The sequence below is a fragment of the Umezawaea beigongshangensis genome (assembly GCF_016464305.1).
GTDB classification, from domain to species: Bacteria; Actinomycetota; Actinomycetes; order Mycobacteriales; family Pseudonocardiaceae; genus Umezawaea_A; species Umezawaea_A beigongshangensis.
Genome location: NZ_JAEIOJ010000006.1, coordinates 129202 through 154750, shown reverse-complemented (window position 1 = coordinate 154750; position 25549 = coordinate 129202). Strand labels below are relative to the sequence as shown.

Here is a 25549-nt window from a genome sequence, read left to right as displayed (position 1 = left end):
GCCCCCCGGGTCGCCCACTCCTCGCCACCCGATCCTACGAGGGCGCGGCCGTCGCGGGCCCCTGCGGCCGGATCGTCGCGCCGAGCGGGGCGGCACACCGAGCGGGACGCCGATGCCGAGGCCACCGGGGTCCGGGTGAACACCTCCGGGTGAACGTGCAGAACCCCGAGACCGGAAAGAACGTCACCTTCCGGTCGAGATCGGTCCGGGCGCACGTGCCGCCGTATAGCGTGCGGTCGTGCAGATCCCCTGGAGAGCCGCTCCCCGCGCGGCCCTGTCCAGTCCGTTGACGCTGCTGGTCAGCGCGGCCACGACGCTGCTGCTGAGCTTCGTGGTCGCCGCCGCCGTGATGCACTCCTCCGCCTCCGGCAGCGCCGCCGTGGTCCACCAGGAGGGACGCCTGTGCGAGCAGAGCGCGCACCCGGTGCTCGACGGCGAGGGGTTCACCGCCGCGAGCGCGCAGCGCGCCGTGGACGTCGCGCGCGCCGAGTCCGGCGGGCGGGCCGTGCTGCCCGCGCTGTACACCGCGATCGTGCGGCCCGACTACGCCGGTCGCGCCACGTGGGCGCGCTTCGGCCACCGCGAGGGCGCCACCGACCACCTCACCGTGCTGGAGGGCGGCGGCCGGGACGGTCTGTGGGTGCCGGAGAGCATCGCGAGGACCGCCGGCGTGCGGCTCGGCGACCGCGGGGAGAACGGCGAGCTGCCGCCCGTCACCGCGATCTACGCCGACCTGAACGATCCGGTCGACCCGTGGTGGTGCTCGGAGCGGACCACCGTCGTGCGCAACCCGCTCGTCGGCGACGGCGAGGTGGCGTCGGTGATCTGGCTGCCGTCGGCCGAGTCGTTCCAGCAGCTCCCGGAGAGGCTCGCCGGGTCGGCGAGCCTCACGCTGCGCTTCCCCGCGGACCGCGTCCCGCAGACCGTGGACGAGGCCGAGGCGCTGCTCACCGGCGGCGAGGCCCTCCTGGACCGGATCACCGCGCAGGTGCGCGACGGACGGCTGACCAGGGGCTCCTACCTGGCCGGTCCGATCTCCGCGGCCCGGCAGACGGCCGCCAACGTGCGGTCGGCGATCCTGCCGCTCACGCTGATCAGCCTCCTCGTCGGCCTGGCCGGGCTCGGCACCGTCACCGTGCAGTGGGCGCAGCGCCGCCACACCGAGCTGCGGATGCTGTGGTGCCGCGGCTCCGGCCCGCTCGCCCTCGGCGGGCGGGCCGTGCTGGAGCTGGGCCTGCCGCTCGTCCTCGGCGGCGTGCTGGGCCTGGGCGCGGCACGGGCGCTGCTGCCGGTGTACTCGCCGTCCTCGGCGCTGGAGGAGGGGGTGACCGCCACCGCGGCGCTGGCGGTGCTGGGCGTGATCGCCGGGAGCACGCTGGTCGTGGTGCTGGTCGCGACGGCGCACACGCACCGGGAGTTCCAGTCGGCGCCGGAGGCCGCGCGCAGCCGCGCCCGGCGCGTGCTGGCCGCGGTGCCGTGGGAGCTGGCCACCGCGGCGCTGGCGTGGCTGGCGTGGCGGCGTCTGCTGGCCAGCGGCCTCGGCACGGACCAGAAGCTCGCCTCCCTGCCGCGGATCGACGCCGCGGCACTGGCGTTCCCGCTGCTGGTGGTGCTGACCACGGCACTCGTGGCCGCACGCCTCGTGCGGATCGCGCTGCGCCTGTCGCACCGGGCGGACCTGTGGCGCGCCCCGGCGGCGCAGCTCGCGCTGCGGCGGCTCGCGGCGACGGCCGGACCCGCGACGGGCGTGCTGCTGGTCGGTGCGCTCGCCATCGGCACGATCGCCGTGGGCACGAGCGTGGCGAACGCGCAGGGAGCCGCGCTCACCGAGAAGTCCGGGACGTTCGTCGGCGCCAGCAGCACCGTGCAGGTCAGCGTGGACATGGCCAGGGGCGGGGTCGAGATGCCGGCGGAGCTGCGCGGCACGACGACCCTCGTCGGCGTCAGCAGCACCGCGCTCGTCGTCGACCCGGAGACGTTCACCGACGGCGCGTGGCTGGGCGGGCACGATCCGGCCCGGCTCACGGCGCTGCTGAGGGGGCTCACCCGCACCGGCGACGCGGCGCCCGCGATCCGCCTGGGCCGCACACCGGAGCAGGGGGTCCGCCCGCCCGGCCTGCCGACGCTCGACCCGCGCGAGCGGCTCGACTCGTTCCCGAAGCTCGGCACCCGCGGCTACGTGGTCGCGCGGGGCTCGGTGCCCGCCGTCGACCAGGTCGGGTCGTGGCACCTGTGGTCGTCGCGACCGCTCGCGGAGCTGACCGCGCCGCTGCGGGCGGCCGGACTGCACTACACCAACGTCCAGGACCGCACGGCGGTCCTGGACGGCCTGCCGTTCCTGATGATCGAGTGGACGTTCGGGTTCGTCACCGCCGTCGGCGCCGTCCTCGCGGTGGTGGCGGCCACGGCGCTGCTGCTGGCGATCGAGGCGCGGCGCAGGCAGAACGCCGTGTCGGGGGCGCTGAGCGCGCGGATGGGGATGCGCTGGCGGACCCTGCTGGGCAGTCACCTGGTGGAGCTGGGCGCGCTGGCGCTCGTCGCGGTGGCCGTGGGCGGCACGGCCAGCGCGATCAGCACCGGGTTCGCGGTGCCCGAACTGGACCCGGCGCCGTGGCTGAACCCGTCACCGGTGCTGCCGGACCCGCTGCCGCTGCTGCTGACCACCCTCGGCGTCGCCGCGCTCGTCGTGGCCGTCGCCGCCTGGACCGCGCTGCGCACCGCCCGCGCCGCGCGCGTCGGAGAGCTGATCCGTGGCTGAGGACGGGGTGCTGAGGGCGACCGACGTGCGGGTGGAGTACCGCACGCCCGGAGGCACCGTGACGGCGGTCGGCGGGGTGTCGGTGACCGTGCCGCCGAGCGGCGTCACGGTGCTCGCCGGGCCGTCCGGGTCGGGGAAGTCGACGATGTTGCGGGTGCTGAGCCTGGTGGAGCGGCCGACCAGCGGCAGCGTCGTCCTGCACGGGCGGGAGACGGCCGGCCTGTCCTCGCGCCGGCGCAGGCGGCTGCGGCGCACGGAGATCGCCCTGGTGTTCCAGAACCCGTCGGACAACCTGATCTCCCACCTGTCGGTGGGCGAGAACCTGCGGGCGGCGGCGCAGGCGGCCGGGCAGCCGGACCGGACCGAGGAGCTGCTGACGCGGTTCGGCCTGCCGGACGTCGTCCGGTGGAGGACTCCGGCGCTGTCGGGCGGGCAGCAGCAGCGCCTGGCGTTCGCGTGCGCGCTGGCGCGCGGAGCGTCGGTGGTGCTGGCGGACGAGCCGACCTCGCAGCTCGACGCGCGCTCGGCCGACCTGGTGCTGGAGACGGTGAGCGACCTGGCCGGGCGCGGCGTCCCGGTGGTGGTCGCGTCCCACGACCCGCGACTGGTCGGCCTCGGGACGACGGTCCTCTCCCTGCGCGACGGCACGGTGATCGCGTGAGCGCCCTGGAGGCGGTCGACGTCCGCCGCTCCTTCTCCCACGCCAGCGGGCCGGTGGCCGTGCTGCGCGGGGTGTCGCTGTCGGTGGAGGCCGGGGAGCTCGTGACGCTGGCCGGGCCGTCCGGGTCGGGCAAGAGCGCGCTCGTGGCCGTGCTGTGCGGGTTCGAGCGGCCGGACTCCGGCGAGGTCCGGCTGGCCGGAGCCCCGCTGGCCGGGCCGCCGTCGTGGCGGACGTGCGCGGTGCTGCCGCAGGCGATGGGGCTGTCCGGCGAGCTGACGCTCGCGGAGAACGTGGCGCTGCCGCTGCGGCTGGGCCCCGGACGGCGGCGGAAGCTGGGGACGGTCGTGGACGACCTGCTGGCCGAGCTGGGCATCGACCACCTGGCCGACCGCTACCCGGCCGAGGTGTCGTTCGGGCAGCAGCAGCGCGCCGCGCTCGCCCGCGCGGTGGTCGTGGAACCGGTGGTCCTGCTGGCCGACGAGCCGACGGCGCACCTGGACCAGCGCAGCGCCCCGGCAGCCGTGGGCCTGCTGCGGCGGGCCGCCGACACCGGGTCCGCCGTGCTGGTCGCCACGCACCACGACGACGTGCACCGGGCCGCCGACCGCACCCTCGTGCTGACCGACGGGGTGATCGAGCACCGGGACGCGGTACCCCGCTCCTGACGGGCCGCTCACCGCTCCCACCGGCCGTCGCGCCGGTAAACTCGGGCCCGATGTCCTCCCTGGTCCGTCGATCGCTGGCACTGCTGCTCGTCGTCCCCCTGCTGACGCTGGTGGTGGTCGCGAGCGATCACCCGGTCCCGCAGAGGCGGGGGCCGGGCCTCGACGCGCCCACGGCCGTGGTGGCCATGGGCGACAGCACCATGTCCGGCGAGGGCGCGGGCGAGTACGAGCCCGGCACCGACGGCGAGAACGGGAACTGGTGCCACCGCTCGGCGCGCGCGGAGATCAACGCGACGGTCGTGCCGGGCGTGCAGCGGACCGTCAACCTCGCGTGCTCCAGCGCCAGTTCCACCGCCGTGAGCCTGACCGACCAGCTCCAGAACACCGAGCGGTCCCAGGCGGCGCGGCTGGCCGAGGTCGCGCGCACACACCGCGTGGTCGCCGTGGTGATCGCGGTGGGCGCCAACGACGACCCCCGGTTCTCCGAGGTGCTCGGGCGCTGCGTGCAGGCGTGGCTCGAACGCAGGGCCGACTGCCGCGACACCCTGGACTCGCAGTGGCCGCAGCGGGTGAGGGACATGGTGCCGAAGGTCGTCACCGCGCTCGCCGACGTGCGGACCGTCATGCGCGACGCGGGGTACCTCCCCAGCTCCTACGACCTCGTCGTCCAGTCCTACGCCTCCCCCGTCGCACCGGACGTGCCGAGGAACCTGCAGAACCTCGCCGGGTGCCCGGTGCGCGGCGGTGACGCCACGTGGGTGCGCGACACGGCGGTCCGCGAGCTGGCCGACGGGCTGCGCGAGGCGGCGAACACGGTGGACGCGCGGTTCCTCGACCTGTCGGGAGCCGGTGCCGGGCACGAGGCCTGCACGGGAGGGGACGACGCGAGCCGGGAGTGGTTCACCCGCCTCCAGGTCGACTGGAACGGCCTGCGCGACGAGTCGCGCGCCTCGCACGTGCTCCAGGAGTCGTTCCACCCCAACGAACGCGGGCACGCGGCCTTCGCGCAGTGCCTGAGCCAGTTCCTCGGCACCGCCGACCGCGCGGCGCGCTGCGTGGCCTCCGGGGACGGCCTGCGCGCCGAGCCGGAGGCCACGGCCGACTGACGGCCGGTTCCGGCGGGACGGCCACGACGCCGGGGGCGGGCGCGGGCACGCTCGTCGGTCGGACAGCGGACGCGGGCGAGCTTCTCGGAGATCGCCGGACGCGTTCGACGTCGTCCCCGCCGCGGAGCCGGGAGCGGAGGGGCCGTTCGGCGGGCGCTCCGGACGGGTTCCGGACACCACCGGGACCGCAGGGGCGGGCGCGTCCGGCGAGGTGGTGGCCGTCAGGGCCGGGAGCAGCGCGGTCCCGACCCTGCCCCCGGCACGCCGTGCGGAAGACGCTCCCGAACACGTGATCGACACCCCGGTTCAGCGCTTCACCCGTCCACGCGCTGCCGGGCCTCCCCCGCACTGACACCGTGAGGTGCACGCCGCAGTCCACCCGAGGAGTGTTGTGATGACCACGTCGACCAGGCCCGCCGACGCCGCTGGCACGTTCACCATCGGCGGTGACCTGCCCGTCAACCGGCTCGGCTACGGCGCGATGCAGCTGGCCGGTCCCGGCGTGTGGGGCGATCCGCGGGACCCGGACGAGGCGGTGCGCGTGCTGCGCCGTGCCGTCGAGCTGGGCGTGAACCTGATCGACACCGCCGACTCGTACGGCCCGTTCGTGGCCGACGCGCTGATCCGCCGGGCGCTGCACCCCTACCCCGACGACCTGGTGATCGCCACGAAGGTCGGGTTCACCCGGCAGGGGCCGGACCTCTGGACGCCCCTCGGCCGCCCCGAGTACCTGCGCCAGCAGGTCGAGCTGAACCTGCGCCACCTCGGCCTGGAGCGCATCGACCTGCTCCAGCTGCACCGCATCGATCCGAGCGTGCCTCTGGCGGACCAGATCGGCGAGCTGGCCGCCCTGCGCGACGAGGGCAAGATCCGCCACGTCGGGCTGTCCGAGGTGAGCGTGGACGACGTGCGCGCGGCGGGCGAGTTCGCCGAGATCGTCACCGTGCAGAACCTCTACAACCTCACCGCGCGGGACGCCGAACCGCTGCTGGAGCACGCGGAGGTCAACGGGATCGGCTTCATCCCGTGGTTCCCGCTCGCGACCGGCGCGCTGGCGAAGGAGGGCGGGCCGCTCGACGCCGTGGCGAAGGACCACGGTTCCACGCCGTCGCAGCTCGCGCTGGCGTGGCTGCTCATGCGCTCGCCCTGTCTGCTGCCGATCCCCGGCACGTCCTCCACGGCCCACCTGGAGATCAACGTGGCCGCCGCCGAGATCGTGCTGGACGACGCCGAGTACGCGGCCCTCACCGCCGTGGCCTGATCCGGCGGTGCCGGGCGGACGCAGGCCGGACGGTCCCGGACCACGTGGCGGACGCGGCGGGCGTCCAGCGGTCCACGACGGCGTCCCACCGCGACGGTCCGTCCACACAGGACCAATCAGCCCCGCCGCCGGCACCCGGAACACCTCGCGGACCGCCGCGCCGCCGGTGGCCGAACCTCAGTAGGCGCCGCCCAGCTTGCGGTGGTCCCACGTGGTCGTCCTCGTCGGCGCGAACCGCAGCCCCACCCGCTTCACCGCCTGCGCGCGCACGAACGCCGTCAGCTCCGGGCCCTCGGCACCGCTGTAGCGGGTGGCGACGGCGGTGCCGATCTGCACCACCTCGTCGAGGTCCTCGACGATCTCGACGTCGCACTCCAGGGTCGCTCCGCGCAGCGTCTCGTAGCTGTCGCCCGCCTCGACCTGGAGCGTCGCCAGCGGCGAGCGGCGCAGGTTCGCGACCTTCTGCGACCGGCCGTAGGTCCAGCCGTCGACCACGTCGCCGCGGCGCACGAACCACAGCGGCACGAGGTGGACCCGGCCGTCGGGGTTGACGGTGGCGACGGTGATCACGCGCTCCTCGTCCAGGAGGGCGCGCACCTCGTCCCGGTTCATCCTGATCTGCTCTCGGCGTGACACCCCCGAGACGGTAGAGCCGCCGCCGGGCGGTCGCCATGACCGCCCGGCGCGTCTTCCGGTGACCGAAGCGCTCAGGGGAACTCGTCGTCGAGCACGGCGTAGACGTACTGATCGCCCCACTCGCCCTTGAAGACCTCGTCGTGCCTGAAGTGCGCCTCGCGACGCATCCCCAGCCGCTCCATCACCGCGGCCGACGCGGTGTTGCGGGCGTCGCAGCGGCCGATCACGCGGTGCAGGCCCAGCACGCGGAAACCCAGGCGCAGCACGGCTGTCGCCGCCTCGGTGGCGAAGCCGTTGCCGTGGTGCTCGGGGTTGAACACGAAGCCGATCTCGCCCTGGCGGTGCCGCGCCGAGAGCCAGCCCAGGTTCACGTCGCCGATCACCTCCCCGCTGTCGCGGCGCACCACCGCCAGTCCCAGCACGTCGCCCTCGACGCGCGGCCACGTCGTGCGGGCGCGCAGGCGCAGGAACTCGGTCACCTCGTCGCGGGAGCGCACCTCGCCGTAGAGGTAGCGGACCACGTCCGGCCTGGACTGCCAGGCGTGCACGGAATCCAGGTCGTCCGGGACGAACGGCCGCAGCAGCAGCCGTTCGGTCTGCACGGGGTAGCGGGGACCGGGTGTGTTCGACGCGGGTCGCTGCACCCGTCGCACGCTACCGGGAAACCGGTGCGTTCAGACCGCGGGCGGACGGTCCTCGTAGGGCGTGGAGAGCACGACGGTGGTCCGGGTGGACACGTTGGCGACCTCGCGGACCTGCCGCAGCAGGTCCTCCAGACCCGACGGCGAGGCGACGCGCACGCGCAGCAGGTAGGAGGCGTCTCCCGCGACGGAGTAGCACGCCTCGATCTGCGGCAGGTGCTCCAGGCGCCTGGGGTAGTCGTCGGGCGCGGCCGGGTCGATCGGGGTGAGGGAGATGAACGCCGTCAGCGGCAACCCGATCTCGTCGCCGTCGAGCCGGGCCGCGTAGCCGCGCAGCACGCCGCGCTGCTCCAGCCGGCGCACCCGCTGGTGCACCGCGGAGACGCTCAGCCCGACCCGCTCGGCGAGATCGGTGAAGCTGCACCGGCCGTCGGCCGCCAGTTCGCGCAGGATGGACCTGTCGATCGGTTCCAGGGTGCTCACGCGGGCAACACCACCAGCTCGTGCGGACGGTTGTTGAGCGGTTCCACGCCGTCCGCGGTCACGACGACGATGTCCTCGATGCGCGCGCCCCAGCGCCCCGGCAGGTAGATGCCGGGCTCGACGCTGAACGCCATGCCCTCCTCCAGCGGCAGCGCGTTGCCGCCCACGACGTAGGGCTCCTCGTGCACGTCGAGCCCGATGCCGTGACCGGTGCGGTGCACGAAGAACTCGCCGAACCCGGCCTCGTCGATCACCCGGCGCGCGGCGGCGTCGACGGCCTCGGCCGGCACACCGGGGCGCACGGCGGCCACGGCGGCGGCCTGCGCGGCCTGGAGCACGGCGTAGGTGGCGGCCACCTCGGCGTGCGCGGGCTCCCCCACCGAGTACGTGCGGGTGGAGTCGGAGTTGTAGCCCTCCGCGACGGGGCCGCCGATGTCGACGACCACCACGTCACCGGCTTCGATCACCCGGTCGGACAGGCCGTGGTGGGGGCTCGCGCCGTTGGGGCCGGAGCCGACGATGACGAACTCGGCGACGGCGTGGCCCTCCGCGACGATCGCGGCGGCGATGTCCGCGCCGACCTCGGCCTCGGTGCGGCCGGGGCGCAGCCACTCGCCCACGCGCGCGTGCACCCGGTCGATCGCCGCGCCCGCCCGGCGCAGCGCCGCGATCTCGGTGGCGTCCTTGCGCATCCGCAGCTCGCGCAGCACCGGCCCGGCGAGCACCTGCTCACCGCCGATCGCGTCGCGCAGCGCGAGGGCGTGCAGCGCGGGGGTCGTGTCGGAGACCGCGACGCGGTCCCGCGCCGGCAGCGCTCCGGTCACCAGGCGGTGGGGGTCCTCGCCGTCGACCCACGTGACGACCTCGACGCCCAGCTCCTCGAAGGGGACGGACGCGTAACCGGGGTGCTCCAGCTTCGGCACCACCAGCACCGCAGTGCCGTCGGCCGGCAGCACCAGGCAGGTGAGCCGCTCGAACGAGGACCCTCCCACGCCCATCAGGTAGCGCAGGTCCGAGCCGGGCGTGACGAGCAGCGCGTCGACACCGGCCGCCGCGGCGGCGGACGCCGCGCGGGCCAGCCGCGCGCGCAGGGCTGTCGCGTCGGGGGAACCGGTGGTCGTCGTCGCCATGCGGACGAGCCTAGTACCTCCGTCCGCCGTCACGGGGACGACGACGGCCGCGTTCTGGCAGTCTGTGCGCCGTGAGCGCTCCCCTGGTCCTGCTGGACTCCGCCAGCCTCTACTTCCGCTCCTTCTACGCGCTGCCGGAGTCGATGACCGCGCCCGACGGCACACCGGTCAACGCCGTGCGCGGTTTCGTCGACACCGTCGCGCGGGTGATCACCGAGCGGCGCGCGGGGCGGCTCGTGGCGTGCCTCGACGCGGACTGGCGGCCGGAGTTCCGGGTGGCGGCGCTGCCGTCCTACAAGGCGCAGCGCGTCGCGCAGGACGCGGGCGACGGCTCGGAGCAGGTGCCGGACACGCTGACCCCGCAGGTGCCGATCATCCTCGACGTGCTCGACGCGGTGGGCATCGCGACCGCCGAGGCGTCGGGCTACGAGGCCGACGACGTGATCGGCGCGCTCGCGGCGCGCGAGACCCGCGACCCGGTGGAGGTCGTCACCGGCGACCGCGACATGTTCCAGGTCGTGCGCGACGAGCCCTCGACCGTCCGGGTGATCTACGTCGGCCGCGGCTGGAACAAGGCCGAGGTGCTGGGTCCCGCGGAGCTGGCGGAGAAGTACGCGCTGCCCGTGGCGAACGCGGGGTCGGCGTACGCGGACATGGCGGTGCTGCGCGGCGACCCGTCCGACGGCCTGCCCGGCGTGGCCGGGATCGGCGAGAAGACCGCGGCGAAGCTGATCAGCGAGTTCGGTTCGCTGGGCGCGCTGCTGGCGGCGGTGCACGACGGCATGGACCGGAAGCTGACCACCAGGGCGCGCAACGCCCTGATCGCCGGGGCCGACTACCTGGCGGTGGCCCCGGCGGTCGTGCGGGTGGCCGTGGACGCGCCCGTGGTGCTCGACCGGCCGGACGCCGTGCCCGCGAGACCCGCCGACCCCGACCGGCTCGCGGAGCTGACCCGGCGCTGGGGCCTGGGCAGCTCGGTGCCGCGACTGGTGTCCGCGCTGGAACGCCGCTGACGCGTCCCCGGTGCGCGGGAGCGCTCTCCCGCGCACCGGGGCCCGATCACCGGTCCCCCGGCCCGGCGTCCCGCCGGGACCGCCTCTCCGGGGCGCGGTGCGTCACCGGTCTAGAAGTACGTCCCGCACCAGGGCGAGCCGGGCACGGCGAACAGCCGGTCCGCGTGCGGCAGGGCCGCCGGGTCCACGACGCCGACCCGTCCGGCCGCCGCCAGGGCGGAGAACGTCACGTCGCCCAGGTACGCCGACGCCAGCACGTCCGCGGCGACGGTGAGCGCGGCGGGGGCGTCGGTGCGCGCGGCCCCGTCCGGGGTGACGCGGTAGGCGCCGGAGTTCTCCGGCAGGAACGCGTCGTGCACCCGCAGCACCACCGGCTCCGCCGCCGCGAAGCTCCGCGCGGCCAGCGCCGCCGGCACGTCGAGCAGCCGCAGCCACGTCTCGTCCTCGGAGCCGGTCACCGACACGGCACGCGGGTCGGTCAGCAGCCACTGGAGCGGCTCGTCGAGCGGCGCCAGGTGGACCACGACCTCGTCGACGAGGTCGACGCTGAGCAGGTAGCGCCACAGCCCGGCCCACGCGGCGGGGTCCGGCGCGTACAGGTACCGCACCCGCAACGTGCTGCGGTCGCCGTGGGGTGCCCGCTCGACCTTGTAGAACACGAAGCCGTCGTCCCGGCCGTCGTCGCCGGTGTGCACGACGACGCGGACGTTCTCCTTCGCCACGGCCGCGTCACCGGCGTTGAGCGCCCACCACCCGGGCCAGGGGGTGATCTCGCCGGGACGCACCGGGCCGCGGCGCTCGTGCACCGCGCGCGTCACCTGCTCCACCTCGTCCCGCGCCACCAGCCGGACCCGCCCGCCGAGCGGCGCGTCCGCGTGCACGACCGCGCGACGGCGGTCCACCTTCAGGTCGCGACCGCGCGTGGCGACGCCGTAGCCGAAGCGGCCGTAGATCACGCCCTCCGTGGCGCGCAGCGTCGCGGTGACGTCCCCGGCCTCCCGCGCCAGGCGGAACTGCTCGCGGACGAGCGCGCCGAGCACGCCGCGGCGCGTCCGGTCGGGTCGCACGCCCACCCGGCTCACCGCGGCCATCGGCAGGGTGCCTCCCGGCACGGCGAGCCGCGACGCCCACGAGCTCACCGTGCCGATCACCTCGTCGTCGCCGATCGCGCCGAGCACGCGGCCCGGCTCGAACGACCGCAGGACGCGCGTCCACTTCTCGGCGTCGACGGGCGGGTGGTGCAGCGTGGACAGGAACAGGTCGTGCGCCTCGCGGTAGCGGGACTCGTCCAGCACGCGGATCTCGAAGGGGGTGTCAGCGGTGGCCACGCCCCGATCTTGCCCGCCGGAGGGCCGTTCGCGCACGTCAGTTGTGCGACGAGGGGGCACCGCGCTGTCCGCGGTGCCCCCTCGTCGTCCGACCCGTGCGGGGATCAGCCCTCGGGCTGACCCACCTCGTACTCGCCGTCGTCGGTCTTGACCGTGATCTTGACCTTCTTGTCCTCGCCGCCCACCTTCGCGGTGCACTCGAAGGTCGCGCCGGGCTTGACCTCCTGCTCGGCGGGGCAGGTGGCCGACTCCACGTCGTCGATCTTGTAGTCGTTCTTGAGGATCGACACGACGCCGTTCTGCACGGACGTGGTGTCGAAGACCTTCGTCTTCAGGAAGCCGGGCGCGACGAACCCGGTGACCAGGAAACCGCCGACGAGCAGCACCACGAGGGCGACCACGACCCACAGGACCGCGCTGGACTTCTTCTGCGGCTGCTGCGGCTGCCCGTAGGGGTTCTGCTGCTGACCGTAGGCACCCGGGTACTGCTGCTGACCGAACTGGCCCGGCTGCGGCTGCCCGTACTGGTTCTGCTGCTGCGACGGGTCGTAACCGCCGTAGGGCTGCGGCTGCTGCTGCGGCTGCTGGCCCCACTGCTGCTGGTTCGGATCGGGCTGGCCGTAGCCGCCGGGGTTCTGGGCCGGGAACCCTCCGGACGGAGTGCCGCCGGGGTACCCGCCGCCGTAGGGCTGCTGGCCCCACTGCTGCGGATCGTTCCCTCCGGACGGTCCGTACGGGCTGCTCATGGTCGGCCTCCGGGTGTGGTATTTCAGAACTGGACGTCGGGCGCGATCAAACCACAGGATCACGCCCGCCACCCAGGCACCCCGCAAACCTTTCTCAGACCGTGGCCATGGCCACGACTCCCCTGCGCAGCGCGTCCACGGCCCTGCTCGCGGCCTGTCCGACCGGGTCCCTGCCGCCCACCACGTCGCGGATCTGGTCGAGCAGGTCGATCACCTGCCTGCACCACCGGACGAAGTCACCGGCGCCCAGTTCGTGCCCTCCGGCCTCGGCCGCGCCGAGCACCTTCTCCAGGGACTCGCCGCGCGCCCACCGGTACACCGGCCACGCGAAACCGGGGTCGGGCTGGCGGGTGCGGTCGAGGCGGTGCCTGCGCTCGTCGTCCTCGATCTCCACCCACAGCCGGGCCGTGGCGTCCAGGGCGTCGGTCACGGCGCCACCGGGCGGCCTGGTCTCGGTGGGGCCGTCGCGGCGCGCCTCGTACACCAGAGACGACACGACGGCGGCCAGCTCGGCGGGCTCCAGCCCCTTCCACGTGCCGTGCCGGATGCACTCCGCGGCGAGCAGGTCGGACTCGCTGTAGAGACGGGTCAGGCGCTGGCCGTGCTCGGTGACCTCCTCGCCGGGGCCCTTCTCGTCCGCGGTGAGGTACCCGCGCTCGCGCAGCAGCGCGCGGATGCGGTCGAACTCCCGCGCCAGGGAGTGGGTGGTGGCCGCGACCTTGCGCTCCACCTGCTCGGTCTCCGCCTTGAGCCGGTGGTAGCGCTCGGCCCAGCGGGCGTGGTCCTCCCGCTTCTCGCACGCGTGGCACGGGTGGGCGCGCAGGGCGCGGCGCAGCGCGCCCAGCTCGGCGTCGTCGTCCGGCCCACCGCGGCGGCGACGCGCGACCGGCGCCTGGATGCCGGTGTTGCGCACGGTCGACGCCAGGTCCCGGCGCGACTTCGGGGAGCGGACGTCCACCTGTTTGGGCAGCCGGACGTGCCCGAGGACCTCCACCGGAGCGGGGAAGTCCGCCGAGGACAACCTGCCCGACCAGCGGTCCTCGGTGACCACGAGCGGGCGCGCCTCGCCCAGCGGCTCGACACCGGGGTCGATGACGACGGCGAGCCCGGAGCGGCGGCCCGACGGCACGGCGATGATGTCGCCCTTGCGCAGCCGCTCCAGCGACTCGGCCGCCTCGGCCCGCTTGGCCGCGCTGTTCTGCTTGGACAGCGCCTTCTCCCGCTCGGACACCCGGCGGCGCAGCGACGCGTACTCGGTGAAGTCGCCGAGGTGGCACGTCATGGACTCCGCGTAGCCCTCCAGGGCCTCGCGGTTGCGCTCGATGCGGCGGGCCAGCCCCACCACGGAGCGGTCGGCCTGGAACTGGGCGAACGACTGCTCCAGCAGGTCGCGCGCCGCGGACGCGCCGAGCTGGTGGACCAGGTTGACCGCCATGTTGTAACCGGGGCGGAACGACGAGCGCAGCGGGTAGGTGCGCGTCGAGGCGAGCCCGGCGACCTGCTTGGGGTCGATGCCGGGCTGCCACAGCACGACGGCGTGCCCCTCGACGTCGATGCCCCGGCGACCGGCGCGACCGGTGAGCTGGGTGTACTCGCCGGGCGTGAGGTCGACGTGCGCCTCGCCGTTGTACTTGACGAGCTTCTCCAGCACCACGGTGCGGGCGGGCATGTTGATGCCCAGCGCCAGGGTCTCCGTCGCGAACACGACCTTGACCAGACCGCGGACGAACAGCTCCTCCACGGTCTCCTTGAACGCGGGCAGCAGACCGGCGTGGTGGCTCGCGATGCCGCGTTCGAGCGCCTCGCGCCACTCCCAGTAGCCCAGGACCACCAGGTCGGCCTCGGGCAGGTCGCCGGTCTTCTCGTCGATGATCCGCCGGGCCTGCTCGGCCTCCTCGGCGCTGTTGAGCCGCAGCCCGGCGCGCGCGGTCTGCGCGACGGCGGCGTCGCACCCGGCGCGGCTGAACACGAAGACGATCGCCGGGAGCAGCCCGGCCCCGTCGAGGCGCTGCACGACGTCGATGCGCGACGGCGGCTTGAACCCCGACGAGCGCGGCGCGCCCCGGCCCCGGTCGTTGCCGCGGCCGCGGTTGCGCGCCCAGGGCACGTGGAAGCGCGCCAGGTCCTCGGTGTGCCGCAGCAGCTGCGGGTTGATCCGCGCGCCGTCGAGGCCCTCGCCGACGAACAGGTCCATCATCCGGCCACCGGCGATCATGTGCTGCGACAGCGGCACCGGCCGGTGCTCGTCCACGACGACGGTCGTGTCCCCGCGCACCTCCACGAGCCACTCGCCGAACTCCTCGGCGTTGGACACCGTGGCGGAGAGGCCCACCAGCTGCACGTGCTCCGGCAGGTGGAGGATCACCTCCTCCCACACCGGGCCGCGGAAGCGGTCGGCCAGGTAGTGGATCTCGTCCATGACGACGTGCGCGAGCCCCTCCAGCGTCGGGGAGTTCGCGTAGAGCATGTTGCGCAGGACCTCGGTGGTCATGACCACGATCGGCGCGCTGCCGTTGACGGAGGTGTCACCGGTGAGCAGGCCGACGGACTTCGCCCCGTAGCGCGCGACGAGGTCCGCGTACTTCTGGTTGGACAGCGCCTTGATGGGCGTCGTGTAGAACGCCTTGAGCCCGCTGGTCAGCGCGAGGTGGACCGCGAACTCCCCCACCACCGTCTTTCCCGCGCCGGTCGGCGCGCACACGAGTACCCCGTGCCCGGACTCCAGCGCCTCGCAGGCGGTGCGCTGGAACGGGTCGAGGTCGAACGAGATGACCGAGAGGAAGTCGGCCAGCTTCGGATAGGCGGCACGGCGACGGGAGTCGGCGTAGGCCTGAGCGGGAGACCGAGTGGTACCTGACACCCCTCCAGGCTGTCACAGACCACCGACAACGGCGGGACGGATTTCGATCACGTCACAGCGGTGAGCGCTCCCGGCTCCGAGGTCACCGACAGGGGCAGTCGCCGCAGGCGCTCCCCGTCGGCGTAGCCGACCCAGCCGCCGTCACCGGCGAGGTGGACCGACCGGGCGCGCAGCACCCGCACCGCGGGGTGCTCGACGTGCCGTCCGCCGCGCAGGCGGGGCAGCATCCCCAGCAGCGGGCCGCGGCCCACCGCGGTCACCAGCGTGAGGTCGAGCAGGCCGTCCGCGGGGTCCGCGTCCGGGCAGACGGGGATGCCGCCGCCGTAGCTGGCCGTGTTGCCGACGGCCACCAGCACGGCCTCCAGCTCCAGCTCGTCGCGCTCGGTCCGCACGACGAGCCGGGCGGGACGCAGGCGCACGAGTTCGGCCAGGACCGCCAGGTCGTAGCGGCGCGGCCCGGCCGGCCAGCGCATCGCGTTCGCCCGCTCGTTCACCGCGGAGTCGAAGCCGGCGCACAGCACGGTGGCGAACCACGGCCCGCCCTCGACCCGGCCGAGGTCCGTCCTGCGCCGCGAGCCGGTGGCCAGGGCAGCGACGACGGCGTCCACGGCGGCCGAGGTGCCGGCGGGCATCCCGAGCGCGGCGGCGAGGTCGTTGCCGGTGCCCGCGGGCACGACGGCGAGGGCGACCGGTGTCTCGGCGCACGCCTGCACGGCCAGGTGGGCCGCGCCGTCACCGCCGAGGACGACCAGCACCTCCGCGCCGTCGTCCACGGCCCGCCGCGCCAGTGCCGCGGCACCCTCCGCGCTGTCGGCCACGTGCAGGTCGAGCCGGTCGAACGACGGACGCAGCCGGGCGGCGACCGTTCCGGCGACCCGCCCGGCCCTGCCCCGCCCGGAGGCGGGGCTGACCAGCAGCGCCCCGCGCATCAGGTCGCGTCGTCGTAGTCGACGCGCCGCGTCGTGGTCGTGGAGGTCGGTGCGGGTGCCGGCTCCTCGACGGCCGAGGGGGTGTAGTCGAAGGGTGCGGCCTCGTCGTCGGGGAGGGCGTCCCAGCCCTCGGCCCGGCGCTTCTTCGCCTCGCGCCGGTCGTGCACGCGGGAGATCTGGATGGCCAGCTCGAACAGGATCGCGAGGGCCACGGCCAGCGCCACCATCGAGATCGGGTCCGTGCCCGGCGTGGCGACGGCGGCGAAGATGAACAGCGCGAACACGATGCCGCGCCGCCACCTGGCGAGCTGCTCGTAGCTGACCACGCCGACCGCGTTGAGCATGACCACCACCAGCGGCAGCTCGAAGCTGACGCCGAAGATGAGCAGCAGGGCGAGGACGAAGTCGATGTACTCGCCACCGGACAGCGCCGTGAGGAACTGCTGGTCGCCGAAGCCGACCAGCACGCCCAGGCCCTGCGGCACCACGTAGAACGCGAGCGCCGCGCCCGCGGCGAACAGGATCGAGGCGATGCCGACGAAGGTCAGCGCGAACCTGCGCTCCTTGACGTACAGGCCGGGTGCGATGAACGCCCACACCTGGTAGAGCCACAGCGGGGCGCTGAGCGCCATGCCGGCCGCCACGCCGACCTTGAACTGGATCATGAACGCTTCGAACGGCTTCGTCTGGAGCAGCTGGCAGCGCACGGCGTCGTCGGACACCTGGGTCAGCCGGTCGCTCTCGGGGATGCCGCAGTAGGGCCTGATGACGATCTCGCCGAGGCTCCACAGGCCGAACGGGTGCCAGCCCCACCAGAGGAAGCCGAAGACCGTGCCGACCGTGATGAACAGCAGGGCGAGCCCGAGCCGGTGACGCAGGTCGTAGAGGTGGTCCTTCAACGACATCGTGCCGTCGGGATTGCTCCGACGGCTCGTCAGCTTGCGACGCTCCCGGCGCTCGGCCAGGCGCCGGAACGGACTTGCCCCCACCTCGCGGACCGCCTAACTCAGTTGGTGTGGTTCTTGTTGAACGGTGTCTGCTCGATCGGAGGCGCGACCTGCGGCTGCACCTGCTGCACCGGCGGCTGCTGCACCGGCGCCTGCTGGGCCGGCGGGAGCTGGGCGGGCGGCTGCTGCACCGGCGGCTGCGCGGTGGTGGCCTGCTGCTCGTCGTCGTCGCGCAGGCCCTTGGTCTCCGCCTTGAGGATCTTCGCCGACCGGCCGAGCGAACGAGCCATGTCGGGCAGCTTCTTCGCGCCGAACAGCAGAATGATCACCACTGCGATGATGATCAGCTCAGTTGCTCCGAGGTTACCCACGGTGGTCCTCCTGTCTCCCCCGCTCCGCGGATGGTACGCGGGGTGTGCCCTCTCGGGCCTCGTCCGAACGCCGTTGCGCGAGGGCGACGCGCAGCGCGGCGGACCGCGCCCTGATCATGCCCGCGTCGCCGCCGACCCTGTCCCCCACCACACTGCTTGCGGCGCTGAAGCGGCGCAAGGCCGCGTTGAGCCGGATCGCGACCACCAGGAGCGCGACCAGGCCGATGGCGGCCAGCGCCAGGGCGAGCGTGTACGGCACAGCACCAACCTACAGATCGACGGTGGACATCGGGTGACCGGAGGTGGGACGGCGGGTCGACGGCCGACGCACCGCGCACGTCATCGCAGGGCCGCGAGGCTCTCGGCCCTGGCCAGACCGGCCCTGGCGCGGCGGACCACCTCGGCGGCGAGCTCCGGCGGCTGCTCGACGCGCACCTCGCCGCCGAGACCGAGCAGCAGCCGCACCATCCACGAGGTGTCCGCGTAGCGCATGAGCACCCGCGCGCGGCCGCCGTCCAGCTCGGTCAGCTGGTCGACCGGGTAGTACTCGGCGACCCAGCGGGCGTCCGGCTCCAGCACGAGCACGGCCGTCTGCTGCGACGGGTCGGGCCGGAACAGGCCGCTGGAGGTGTCCGTGGGCGTGGCGTGCGACGGCGGGGCCGCCGCCTCGTCCAGCACCTCGGCGCGGTCGATCCGGTCGAGCCGGAACAGCCGCACGCCGTCGGCCGCGCGGCACCACGCCTCCAGGTAGCTGCGGCCCTCGACCAGCAGCAGCCGCATGGGGTCCACCGCCCGCTCGGTGATCTCGTCGCGCGACAGCGAGTAGTACCGGATGCGCACGGCGCGACGGCGGCGCACGGCGTCCTGGACGGCGTCCCTGATCTCGGCGGTCTCCTCGGCCTCGCGCACGGCCAGTCCGACCACGACGCCGGGCTGCTGGGCCTCGCCGACCGCGCTCTCGATCTTCGCGACGGCGCGCTGCACGGCGTCGGTGTCGACCACGCCGGGCGTGTCGGCCAGCGCGCGCAGCGCCACGAGCAGGGCCGTCGCCTCGGCCGCGGTGAGCCGCAGCGGGCGGCTCATGCCCGCGTCGAAGGAGACGGTGATCGTCTCGCCCTCGAAGGACAGGTCGATCAGGTCACCCGGCCCGTAGCCGGGCAGGCCGCACATCCAGAGCAGTTCGAGGTCCCGGCGCAGCTGCTTGGGCGTGACGCCGAAGTCGGCCGCGGCCTCCTCCACCCGGATGCCCGGCCTGGTCAGCAGGTACGGGACCAGTGCCAGCAGCCTGGGCAGCCGTTCGTTGGAGCTGTTCACGCGCCCACCTCCGAGCCCTCGGTCCCCGAAGCCGGGCGCAGCGCGCCCAGCAGGCGTTCTCCCACGGCCTTGGCGAGCACGTCGGGTTCGAGGACCACCACGTCGGGGCCGAAGCCGGCCAGCCACTTGGCCGCCGAGTCGGGGAACCTCAGCTCGATCTCCAGCAGGTCGCCCGGCTCGCCGCCGACGACCCGCTCGCCCACCACCACGGCCCTGCGGCGCAGCCCCTGGGCCCGGTCGCGCGCCACCCACACCCGCGCCGGTGCCGGCGGCGTCGCGGCGAACTCGGTCCGGGCGACGAAGCTCATCAGGTCGATGCCCTCCGGGCTGCGCACCTCACCGCGCTTGCCGACGGTCCGCACGCCGCCGACGACCCTGGACAGCCGGAAGCAGCGGGGCGCGTCGCGGTCGCGGTCGTGCCCGACGAGGTACCAGCGCCCCCGGTAGGCGACCACGCCCCAGGGCTCGACCGTGCGGGTGCGCACCTCCACCGGGGCCGGGCGGCGGTAGTCGAAGACCACGGCCTGACCGGCCTGCACGGCGGCGAGCAGCGGCGGGAACGCCGGTTCGCTGGTGCGGACCCTGGGCTCGACGGCGACGGAGGTGTCCTGGTCGACGTCGACGCCCGCCGCGCGCAGCTTGATCAGCGCGCCGTGCACGGCGCCGGTCAGCTCCGGGGAGTCCCACAGCCGCGCGGCCAGCGCGACGGCGGCGGCCTCGTCGGGTTCGAGGTCGATGTCGCCCAGCTCGTAGTCGCGCCGCGCGATGCGGTAGCCCTCCGCGACGTCGAAGGGGTTGGTGCGCCCGGTCTCCAGGGGCACGCCGAGGTCGCGCAGTTCGGACTTGTCGCGTTCGAACATGCGGAAGAACGCCTCGTCCGTCGGCGCGTCGGCGTACCCCGGAACGATGGCGCGGATGCGCTCGGCCGTCAGGTACTGGCGGGTCGACAGCAGGCAGAGCACGAGGTTGACGAGCCGTTCGGCGCGTGCGGTGGCCACGGGGGCACCCTAAACCCGACAGCGCCGCCGGTGTTCCGCGACGTGGCGCGAAGGGCCACGGCGCGCCGCGTCCGAGCCGAAGATCATCCGTTCAGGAATCCCGCGAGGTGCTCGACGAGGTCGGAGGGCGCGTCCTCGGCGACGTGGTGGCCGGAGTCGACGCCCGCCCCGCGCACGTCGTCGGCCCACTCCCGCCACACGCCCACGACGTCCCCGTACAGCTCGGCCAGGTCGTCGCGGGTCGCCCAGAGCACGAGCACGGGGCAGCCGATCCGCGTGCCCGCGGCGAGGTCGGCGTCGTCGTGCGCGCGGTCCACCCCGAGTCCGGCGCGGTAGTCCTCCAGCATGGCGTGCACGACGCCGGGGTCGTGCACCGCACGCTGGAAGTCGGCCCAGTTCTCCTCGCCCATCCGCTCCGGGGTGTCGCCGTACTTGGCGCGGTACCACTCGTCGGGGTCGGCGTTGATCACCCGTTCGGGGATCTCCGGCTGGGCGAAGAAGAACCAGTGCCACCACGCGGCCGCGAACCGGGCGTCGCAGCGGGCCAGGGCGGAGCCGATGGGCACGCCGTCCAGCACGGCCAGCCGCGTGACGGCCTCCGGGTGGTCCAGGGCGAGCCGGGTCGCCACGTACCCGCCCCGGTCGTGGCCGACGACGGCGAACCGGTCGTGGCCGAGCCGCCGCATCAGCTCCACGCAGTCCCTCGCCATCGCGCGCTTGGACTGCTGCGCGTGGTCGGGCTCGGTGGGCGGTGTGGACGACTCGCCGTACCCGCGCAGGTCGGGGCACACGACGGTGTGCCGCTGGGCGAGCAGGGGCGCGACCCGGTGCCAGGTGGTGTGGGTGCGCGGGTGGCCGTGCAGGAGCAGCACCGGCGGCCCGGAACCGCCGTGCCGCACCCGCAGCACGGCCTCACCCACGTTCACCCGGTCGAGGGCGAATCCGTCGAACACGGCAGGCGTCCGGGGTCAGAGCGAGGCGATCAGGCGTTCCACCCGCTCGTCCACCGCGCGGAACGGGTCCTTGCACAGGACGGTGCGCTGGGCCTGGTCGTTGAGCTTCAGGTGCACCCAGTCGACGGTGAAGTCCCGCCCGGCCGCCTGCGCCGCGGCGATGAAGTCGCCGCGCAGCTTCGCGCGGGTGGTCTGCGGCGGGGTGTCCTTGGCCGCCTCGATCTCGCCGTCGTCGGTCACCCGCTCCACCTGCCCCTTGCGCTGGAGCAGGTCGAAGATGCCCCGGCCTCGCCGGATGTCGTGGTAGGCGAGGTCGAGCTGCGCGATCCGCGGGTTGGACAGCTCCATGTCGTGCTTGACCTGGTAGCGCTCCATCAGGCGGTGCTTGATGGCCCAGTCGATCTCGCGGTCGATCTTGGACAGGTCCTGCGACTCGACCGCGTCCAGCGTGCGGCCCCACAGCTCGATGACCCGGTCGGCCATCGGGTCGGGGGTGCGCTTCGCGACGTGCTCGACGGCCCGCTCGAAGTACTCGCGCTGGATGTCCAGCGCGGACGCCTCCTTGCCACCGGCGAGGCGGACCGTGCGGCGGCCGGTCAGGTCGTGGCTGATCTCGCGGATCGCCCGGATCGGGTTGTCCAGGCTGAAGTCCCGGAACTGCACCCCGGCCTCGATCATCTCCAGCACCAGGTTGGCGCTGCCCACCTTCAGCAGCGTCGTCACCTCGGACATGTTCGAGTCGCCGACGATGACGTGCAGCCTGCGGTAGCGCTCGGCGTCGGCGTGCGGCTCGTCGCGGGTGTTGATGATGGGGCGGGAGCGGGTCGTCGCGCTGGAGACGCCCTCCCAGATGTGCTCGGCGCGCTGCGAGAGGCAGTACACGGCGCCGCGCGGGGTCTGGAGCACCTTGCCGGCGCCGCAGATGAGCTGGCGGGTCACCAGGAACGGCAGGAGCACGTCGGCGATGCGGGAGAACTCCCCGGCCCGCGCGACCAGGTAGTTCTCGTGGCAGCCGTAGGAGTTGCCCGCCGAGTCGGTGTTGTTCTTGAACAGGAAGATGTCGCCGCCGATGCCCTCGTCGGCCAGCCTGCGCTCGGCGTCGACGAGCAGGTCCTCCAGAATCCGCTCACCCGCCTTGTCGTGGGTGACGAGCTGGGCCAGGTCGTCGCACTCCGCCGTGGCGTACTCGGGGTGCGAGCCCACGTCCAGGTAGAGGCGCGAGCCGTTGCGCAGGAACACGTTCGAGGACCGGCCCCAGGACACGACCCTGCGGAACAGGTATCGCGCGACCTCATCCGGAGACAGCCGGCGCTGCCCGTGGAAGGTGCAGGTCACCCCGAACTCAGTCTCAATGCCGAAGATCCGCCGCTGCATCCCTCAACAGTAGGCGCTTTCGGCCAGTCTCTCAGTGATCCGAACGGGCGGCACGGTGGATCGGTACTACCGTTCGGGGTGTGATCAGGCGAGTGCGCAGGTCGGGAGCACGTGTCCACCGTTGGGACCAGGAGCTGGTCAGGCGCAGTGCGAACCTGCCGCTGACCTCGGCGGACACCTTTCTGCGGAGGTTGACGAAGTGCGCGAACCACAGCGTGCTGTGGTTCGGCGTGGCGGCGGTGCTGGCCGGTCGCCGCGGGGCCTCGCGGAGGGCGGCGCTGCGCGGTGTCGCGGCCATCGCGGGGGCCAGCGCGAGCGCGAACCTCATCGGCAAGACGCTGTTCCCGCGGCGCCGTCCCGCCGCCGACCTCGTGCCGGTGTCGCGGCGGCTGACCCGGCGGCCCACGTCGTCGTCGTTCCCCTCCGGGCACGCCGCGTCGGCCGCCGCGTTCACCACGGCCGTCGCGATGGAGTCCCCGAGGACCGCCGCCGCGATCGCGCCGCTGGCGGCGGCCGTGGCGTACTCGCGGGTGCACACGGGCGTGCACTGGCCCTCCGACGTGGCCGCCGGAGCGCTCGCCGGGGTGGGGGTGGGGCTCGCGACGCGGCGCTGGTGGCCGCTGGGCCGGGAGGAGCCCGCGTCGGCCCACGAGCACACCGAGCTGTCTGCGCTGCACGACGGCGAGGGGCTCGCGGTGCTGGTCAACCCCAGCGCGGGACTCGGCGAGGACGACTCGGCGGAGGCCGTCGGGCAGCGCTGGCCGAAGGCCGTCGTGGTCACGCGGGAGGTCGATCGCGACCTGGTCGAGCAGTTGCACGAGCTGATCGACGCCGCGGGCGCGCGGGCGCTGGGCGTGGCGGGCGGGGACGGGACGGTGGGCACGGTCGCGGCCGTCGCGGCGGAGCGCGGGCTGCCGCTGGTGGTGGTCCCGGCCGGGACGCTCAACCACTTCGCGCGCGACGTCGGCGTGCAGAGCCTGGACGACTCCGCCGAGGCGGTGGAGCGGGGCGAGGGCGTGCTGGTCGACCTCGCGACGGTGTCGGTCGACGACGGCGGCCTGCGCTGGTTCGTGAACACGGCGAGCCTGGGCGGCTACCCGGACATGGTGCGCACGCGGGAGAAGCTCCAGGACCGCTACGGCAAGTGGCCGGCGGCCGGGATCGCGATGGCGCGGGTGCTGGCCACCTCGCGACCGCTGCGCATGGAGATCAACGGCGAGCCGCACCTGGTGTGGATGCTGTTCGTCGGCAACGGGCCGTACCGGCCGAAGGGCTTCGCGCCGACGATGCGGCCGCGGCTCGACTCGGGCCTGCTGGACGTGCGCTACATCCGCGCCGACTGCCGCTTCTCCCGCAGCCGGTTCTTCCTCAGCGCGCTGCTGGGCTCCCTGAACAGCAGCCGCACGTACCGGCACCTGGAGACGCGGTCGCTGGACGTGCTGGTCGTGGACCAGGCGGTGGCCGTCGCGACGGACGGCGAGGTGGGGCCGAGCGGGAACCGCTTCTCGTTCCGGGCCAGGTCGGCGGCCCTGGGCGTCTACCGTCCCTGACGCCGCATCACCTGTTCGGGCGGGACGGCGTCGGCCGGGAGTGGTCGCCGGGCCTGTGACGACGCCGGTGGGCGTCCCCGCGCGGGGACGCCCACCGGCGTGCGGTCACTTCGTCGAGTCGTTCGGAGGCAGGTCCACGTCCACGACCGGACCGTCGGTCTCGACCGGCCGGTCGGTGGCCGGCGCGTCCGACGAGGGCAGCAGGGCCTCCAGCGCGGCGCCGCTGATGCGGCGGAACGCGCGGAGCGGACGGGCCCGCTCCAGGACCGCCACCTCCAGCTTGTCCAAACCCAGCAGCAGCGGCTTGTCCTTGTCCTTCTCGTTGCCGTTGGCGTTCGCGGTGCTGGTGCTGCCCGAGCTGAGCGCGCGCACGGCCACCGACACCGCCTCGGCCAGCGGCAGGCCGGGCGAGAACAGGTCCTTCAGCGCCGTGGCCGTCGCGTCGGCCTGGCCGCCCATGACGACGTACTCGGGCTCGTCGTAGATCGAGCCGTCGTAGGTGAGGCGGTACATCGTGTCCTCGGCGGCGGTGCGGCCGACCTCGGCCACGCAGATCTCCACCTCCAGCGGCTTGATCTGCTCGGTGAAGAACGAGCCGAGGCTCTGCGCGTAGACGTTGGCCAGCGACCGGCCGGTGACGTCGCTGGGGTCGTTCTGGTACCCGCGGACGTCGGCGAAGCGGATGCCGGCCTGGCGCAGGCTCTCGAACTCGCTGTACCTGCCGACCGCGGCGAACCCGATGCGGTCGTAGATCTCCGAGACCTTGTGCAGGGTGCTGGAGGGGTTCTCGGCGACGAACAGCACACCGTCGGCGTACGTGAGCACGACGACGCTGCGGCCCCTGCCGATGCCCTTCCTGGCGTACTCCGAGCGATCGCGCAGGATCTGCTCGGGTGAGGCGTACAACGGCATCGTCACTGTGGCGGCTCCTGACCTCGAAGTGGTGGGGTGGGGTACGGGGATCAGCCCGAGGGACGGGTCCGGCGACCCTCGACGACCGCTTCGGCGATGGCCGCCGCGCGCTCCTCGGGCAGGTGGACCGCGCCCTCGGCCGCCGTGATCGTGACGATCATCGGGTAGATCCGCCGCACGAGGTCGGGACCGCCGGTGGCCGAGTCGTCGTCGGCCGCGTCGTACAGCGCCTCGACGGCGGCACGGGCGGCGGCCTCGGCGTCCGAGTCGGGGTCGTAGAGCTTCTTCAGCGCCGACTTCGCGAACACCGAGCCGGAGCCGACGGACTGGTAGCCCGAGGTCTCCTCGAACCGGCCGCCGGTCACGTCGTAGGAGACGATGCGCCCGGCCCGGTCGGGGTCGGCGGCGTCGGGGTCGATGCCGACGAACAGCGGGAGCACGGCGAGACCGGCCATGGCCGCGTCGAGGTTGCCCCTGATCATCGCGGACAGCCGGTTGGCCTTGCCGTCCAGCGAGAGCGGGACGCCCTCGATCTTCTCGTAGTGCCGCAGCTCGACGGCGAACAGGCGCACGATCTCGATCGCGATGCCCGCCGTCCCGGCGATGCCGACGGCCGAGTGGTCGTCGGTGACGAAGACCTTCTTCATGTCCCGCTGGGCGATGACGTTGCCCATCGTCGCCCTGCGGTCACCGGCGATCAGCACGCCGCCCTTGAAGGTGGACGCGACGATCGTCGTCCCGTGGGGAGCCCGCACGACGCCCTCCGGATAGCTGCGGTTGCCCGGCAGCAGGTCGGGCGCGTGAGCGCGCAGGAAGTCGACGAACGACGAAGACCCCGGCGTGAGGTAGGCCGAGGGCAGCGACGAGTTCTGCATGTGTGGCTTGGTCTCCTGTCCCCGAGTGGGTGGTCAGC

At 73.9% G+C, this 25549-nt stretch carries 24 protein-coding genes; 7 read left to right on the top strand and 17 right to left on the bottom strand.

All coding sequences use genetic code 11. The features are described 5' to 3' along the window. Positions 1–238 precede the first annotated feature (238 nt). The 5 genes from IMZ35_RS16770 to IMZ35_RS16750 all read left to right on the top strand — a co-directional run bounded on the left by IMZ35_RS16770 (position 239) and on the right by IMZ35_RS16750 (position 6451). Positions 239–2758: an ABC transporter permease gene (locus IMZ35_RS16770; RefSeq protein WP_199442035.1), complete on the top strand. Its 2520-nt coding sequence runs from the start codon at positions 239–241 to the stop codon at positions 2756–2758. Beyond that, complete coding sequence (locus IMZ35_RS16765) at positions 2751–3419, top strand: ATP-binding cassette domain-containing protein (protein WP_199442034.1); 669 nt, start codon at positions 2751–2753, stop codon at positions 3417–3419. Before IMZ35_RS16770 ends, IMZ35_RS16765 begins: the two co-directional genes overlap by 8 nt. Further along, positions 3416–4084: an ABC transporter ATP-binding protein gene (locus tag IMZ35_RS16760; RefSeq protein WP_199442033.1), complete on the top strand. Its 669-nt coding sequence runs from the start codon at positions 3416–3418 to the stop codon at positions 4082–4084. The genes IMZ35_RS16765 and IMZ35_RS16760 overlap by 4 nt, the downstream gene beginning before the upstream one ends. A 50-nt stretch (positions 4085–4134) precedes the next feature. Next, positions 4135–5190, top strand: coding sequence for a GDSL-type esterase/lipase family protein (locus IMZ35_RS16755; RefSeq protein ID WP_199442032.1), 1056 nt, complete (start codon positions 4135–4137; stop codon positions 5188–5190). Between the two features lie 394 nt (positions 5191–5584). Further along, entirely contained in the window at positions 5585–6451 is an 867-nt protein-coding gene (locus tag IMZ35_RS16750) for an aldo/keto reductase (protein WP_199442031.1), read from the top strand. Positions 6452–6628: 177 nt separating this feature from the next. Here the strand turns inward: IMZ35_RS16750 and IMZ35_RS16745 are convergent, their stop codons facing one another. From IMZ35_RS16745 to IMZ35_RS16730, 4 genes are all read right to left on the bottom strand, one after another. Further along, positions 6629–7087 (bottom strand): TIGR03618 family F420-dependent PPOX class oxidoreductase, encoded by a 459-nt coding sequence (locus IMZ35_RS16745; protein WP_199442030.1) that lies wholly within the window; start codon positions 7085–7087, stop codon positions 6629–6631. A 71-nt stretch (positions 7088–7158) separates the two neighbouring features. Beyond that, positions 7159–7731: a GNAT family N-acetyltransferase gene (locus tag IMZ35_RS16740; RefSeq protein ID WP_199442029.1), complete on the bottom strand. Its 573-nt coding sequence runs from the start codon at positions 7729–7731 to the stop codon at positions 7159–7161. A gap of 30 nt (positions 7732–7761) precedes the next feature. Then, positions 7762–8211: an Lrp/AsnC family transcriptional regulator gene (locus IMZ35_RS16735; protein WP_199442028.1), complete on the bottom strand. Its 450-nt coding sequence runs from the start codon at positions 8209–8211 to the stop codon at positions 7762–7764. Further along, a complete protein-coding gene (locus IMZ35_RS16730; protein ID WP_199442027.1) occupies positions 8208–9341 on the bottom strand; it encodes a M24 family metallopeptidase in 1134 nt (377 codons plus the stop codon). The genes IMZ35_RS16735 and IMZ35_RS16730 overlap by 4 nt, the downstream gene beginning before the upstream one ends. Before the next feature lie 71 nt (positions 9342–9412). Here IMZ35_RS16730 and IMZ35_RS16725 point away from each other — a divergent pair, with 71 nt between their 5' ends. Further along, positions 9413–10354: a 5'-3' exonuclease gene (locus IMZ35_RS16725; RefSeq protein ID WP_199442026.1), complete on the top strand. Its 942-nt coding sequence runs from the start codon at positions 9413–9415 to the stop codon at positions 10352–10354. Between the two features lie 110 nt (positions 10355–10464). Here the strand turns inward: IMZ35_RS16725 and IMZ35_RS16720 are convergent, their stop codons facing one another. From IMZ35_RS16720 to pafA, 11 genes are all read right to left on the bottom strand, one after another. Further along, positions 10465–11682: a GNAT family N-acetyltransferase gene (locus IMZ35_RS16720; RefSeq protein ID WP_199442025.1), complete on the bottom strand. Its 1218-nt coding sequence runs from the start codon at positions 11680–11682 to the stop codon at positions 10465–10467. A gap of 104 nt (positions 11683–11786) precedes the next feature. After that, positions 11787–12428 carry a DUF4333 domain-containing protein gene (locus tag IMZ35_RS16715; RefSeq protein WP_199442024.1) on the bottom strand — a complete coding sequence of 214 codons (642 nt, stop codon included), beginning with the start codon at positions 12426–12428 and terminating at the stop codon, positions 11787–11789. A 94-nt stretch (positions 12429–12522) separates the two neighbouring features. Further along, a complete protein-coding gene (locus tag IMZ35_RS16710) occupies positions 12523–15288 on the bottom strand; it encodes a DEAD/DEAH box helicase (RefSeq protein WP_199442023.1) in 2766 nt (921 codons plus the stop codon). Positions 15289–15335: 47 nt separating this feature from the next. Then, the gene (locus IMZ35_RS16705; RefSeq protein ID WP_199442022.1) at positions 15336–16217 is read right to left on the bottom strand and encodes a diacylglycerol/lipid kinase family protein; all 882 of its coding nucleotides are present in this window, start codon (positions 16215–16217) and stop codon (positions 15336–15338) included. Then, positions 16217–17206: a twin-arginine translocase subunit TatC gene (gene tatC, locus IMZ35_RS16700; RefSeq protein ID WP_438816878.1), complete on the bottom strand. Its 990-nt coding sequence runs from the start codon at positions 17204–17206 to the stop codon at positions 16217–16219. The genes IMZ35_RS16705 and tatC overlap by 1 nt, the downstream gene beginning before the upstream one ends. 17 nt (positions 17207–17223) lie before the next feature. Further along, the gene (tatA, locus tag IMZ35_RS16695) at positions 17224–17493 is read right to left on the bottom strand and encodes a Sec-independent protein translocase subunit TatA (protein ID WP_438816877.1); all 270 of its coding nucleotides are present in this window, start codon (positions 17491–17493) and stop codon (positions 17224–17226) included. 34 nt (positions 17494–17527) lie between these two features. Continuing rightward, the gene (locus IMZ35_RS16690; RefSeq protein WP_199442020.1) at positions 17528–17794 is read right to left on the bottom strand and encodes a bacteriophage holin; all 267 of its coding nucleotides are present in this window, start codon (positions 17792–17794) and stop codon (positions 17528–17530) included. Between the two features lie 80 nt (positions 17795–17874). Further along, the gene (locus IMZ35_RS16685; protein ID WP_199442019.1) at positions 17875–18849 is read right to left on the bottom strand and encodes a helix-turn-helix transcriptional regulator; all 975 of its coding nucleotides are present in this window, start codon (positions 18847–18849) and stop codon (positions 17875–17877) included. Further along, positions 18846–19847 (bottom strand): helix-turn-helix transcriptional regulator, encoded by a 1002-nt coding sequence (locus IMZ35_RS16680; RefSeq protein ID WP_199442018.1) that lies wholly within the window; start codon positions 19845–19847, stop codon positions 18846–18848. Before IMZ35_RS16680 ends, IMZ35_RS16685 begins: the two co-directional genes overlap by 4 nt. Positions 19848–19930: 83 nt before the next feature. Further along, positions 19931–20800 carry an alpha/beta fold hydrolase gene (locus tag IMZ35_RS16675; RefSeq protein ID WP_199442017.1) on the bottom strand — a complete coding sequence of 290 codons (870 nt, stop codon included), beginning with the start codon at positions 20798–20800 and terminating at the stop codon, positions 19931–19933. Between the two features lie 15 nt (positions 20801–20815). Beyond that, entirely contained in the window at positions 20816–22174 is a 1359-nt protein-coding gene (gene pafA, locus IMZ35_RS16670) for a Pup--protein ligase (protein ID WP_199442016.1), read from the bottom strand. 80 nt (positions 22175–22254) lie between these two features. On the opposite strand from pafA, the gene IMZ35_RS16665 reads away from it, so the two are divergent. Further along, positions 22255–23724 carry a bifunctional phosphatase PAP2/diacylglycerol kinase family protein gene (locus tag IMZ35_RS16665; RefSeq protein WP_199442015.1) on the top strand — a complete coding sequence of 490 codons (1470 nt, stop codon included), beginning with the start codon at positions 22255–22257 and terminating at the stop codon, positions 23722–23724. A 105-nt stretch (positions 23725–23829) separates the two neighbouring features. On the opposite strand, the gene prcA is transcribed toward IMZ35_RS16665, so the two are convergent. Further along, the gene (gene prcA / locus IMZ35_RS16660; RefSeq protein WP_199442014.1) at positions 23830–24642 is read right to left on the bottom strand and encodes a proteasome subunit alpha; all 813 of its coding nucleotides are present in this window, start codon (positions 24640–24642) and stop codon (positions 23830–23832) included. 44 nt (positions 24643–24686) lie between these two features. Then, positions 24687–25511: a proteasome subunit beta gene (gene prcB / locus IMZ35_RS16655; protein ID WP_199442013.1), complete on the bottom strand. Its 825-nt coding sequence runs from the start codon at positions 25509–25511 to the stop codon at positions 24687–24689. Positions 25512–25549: the final 38 nt, after the last annotated feature.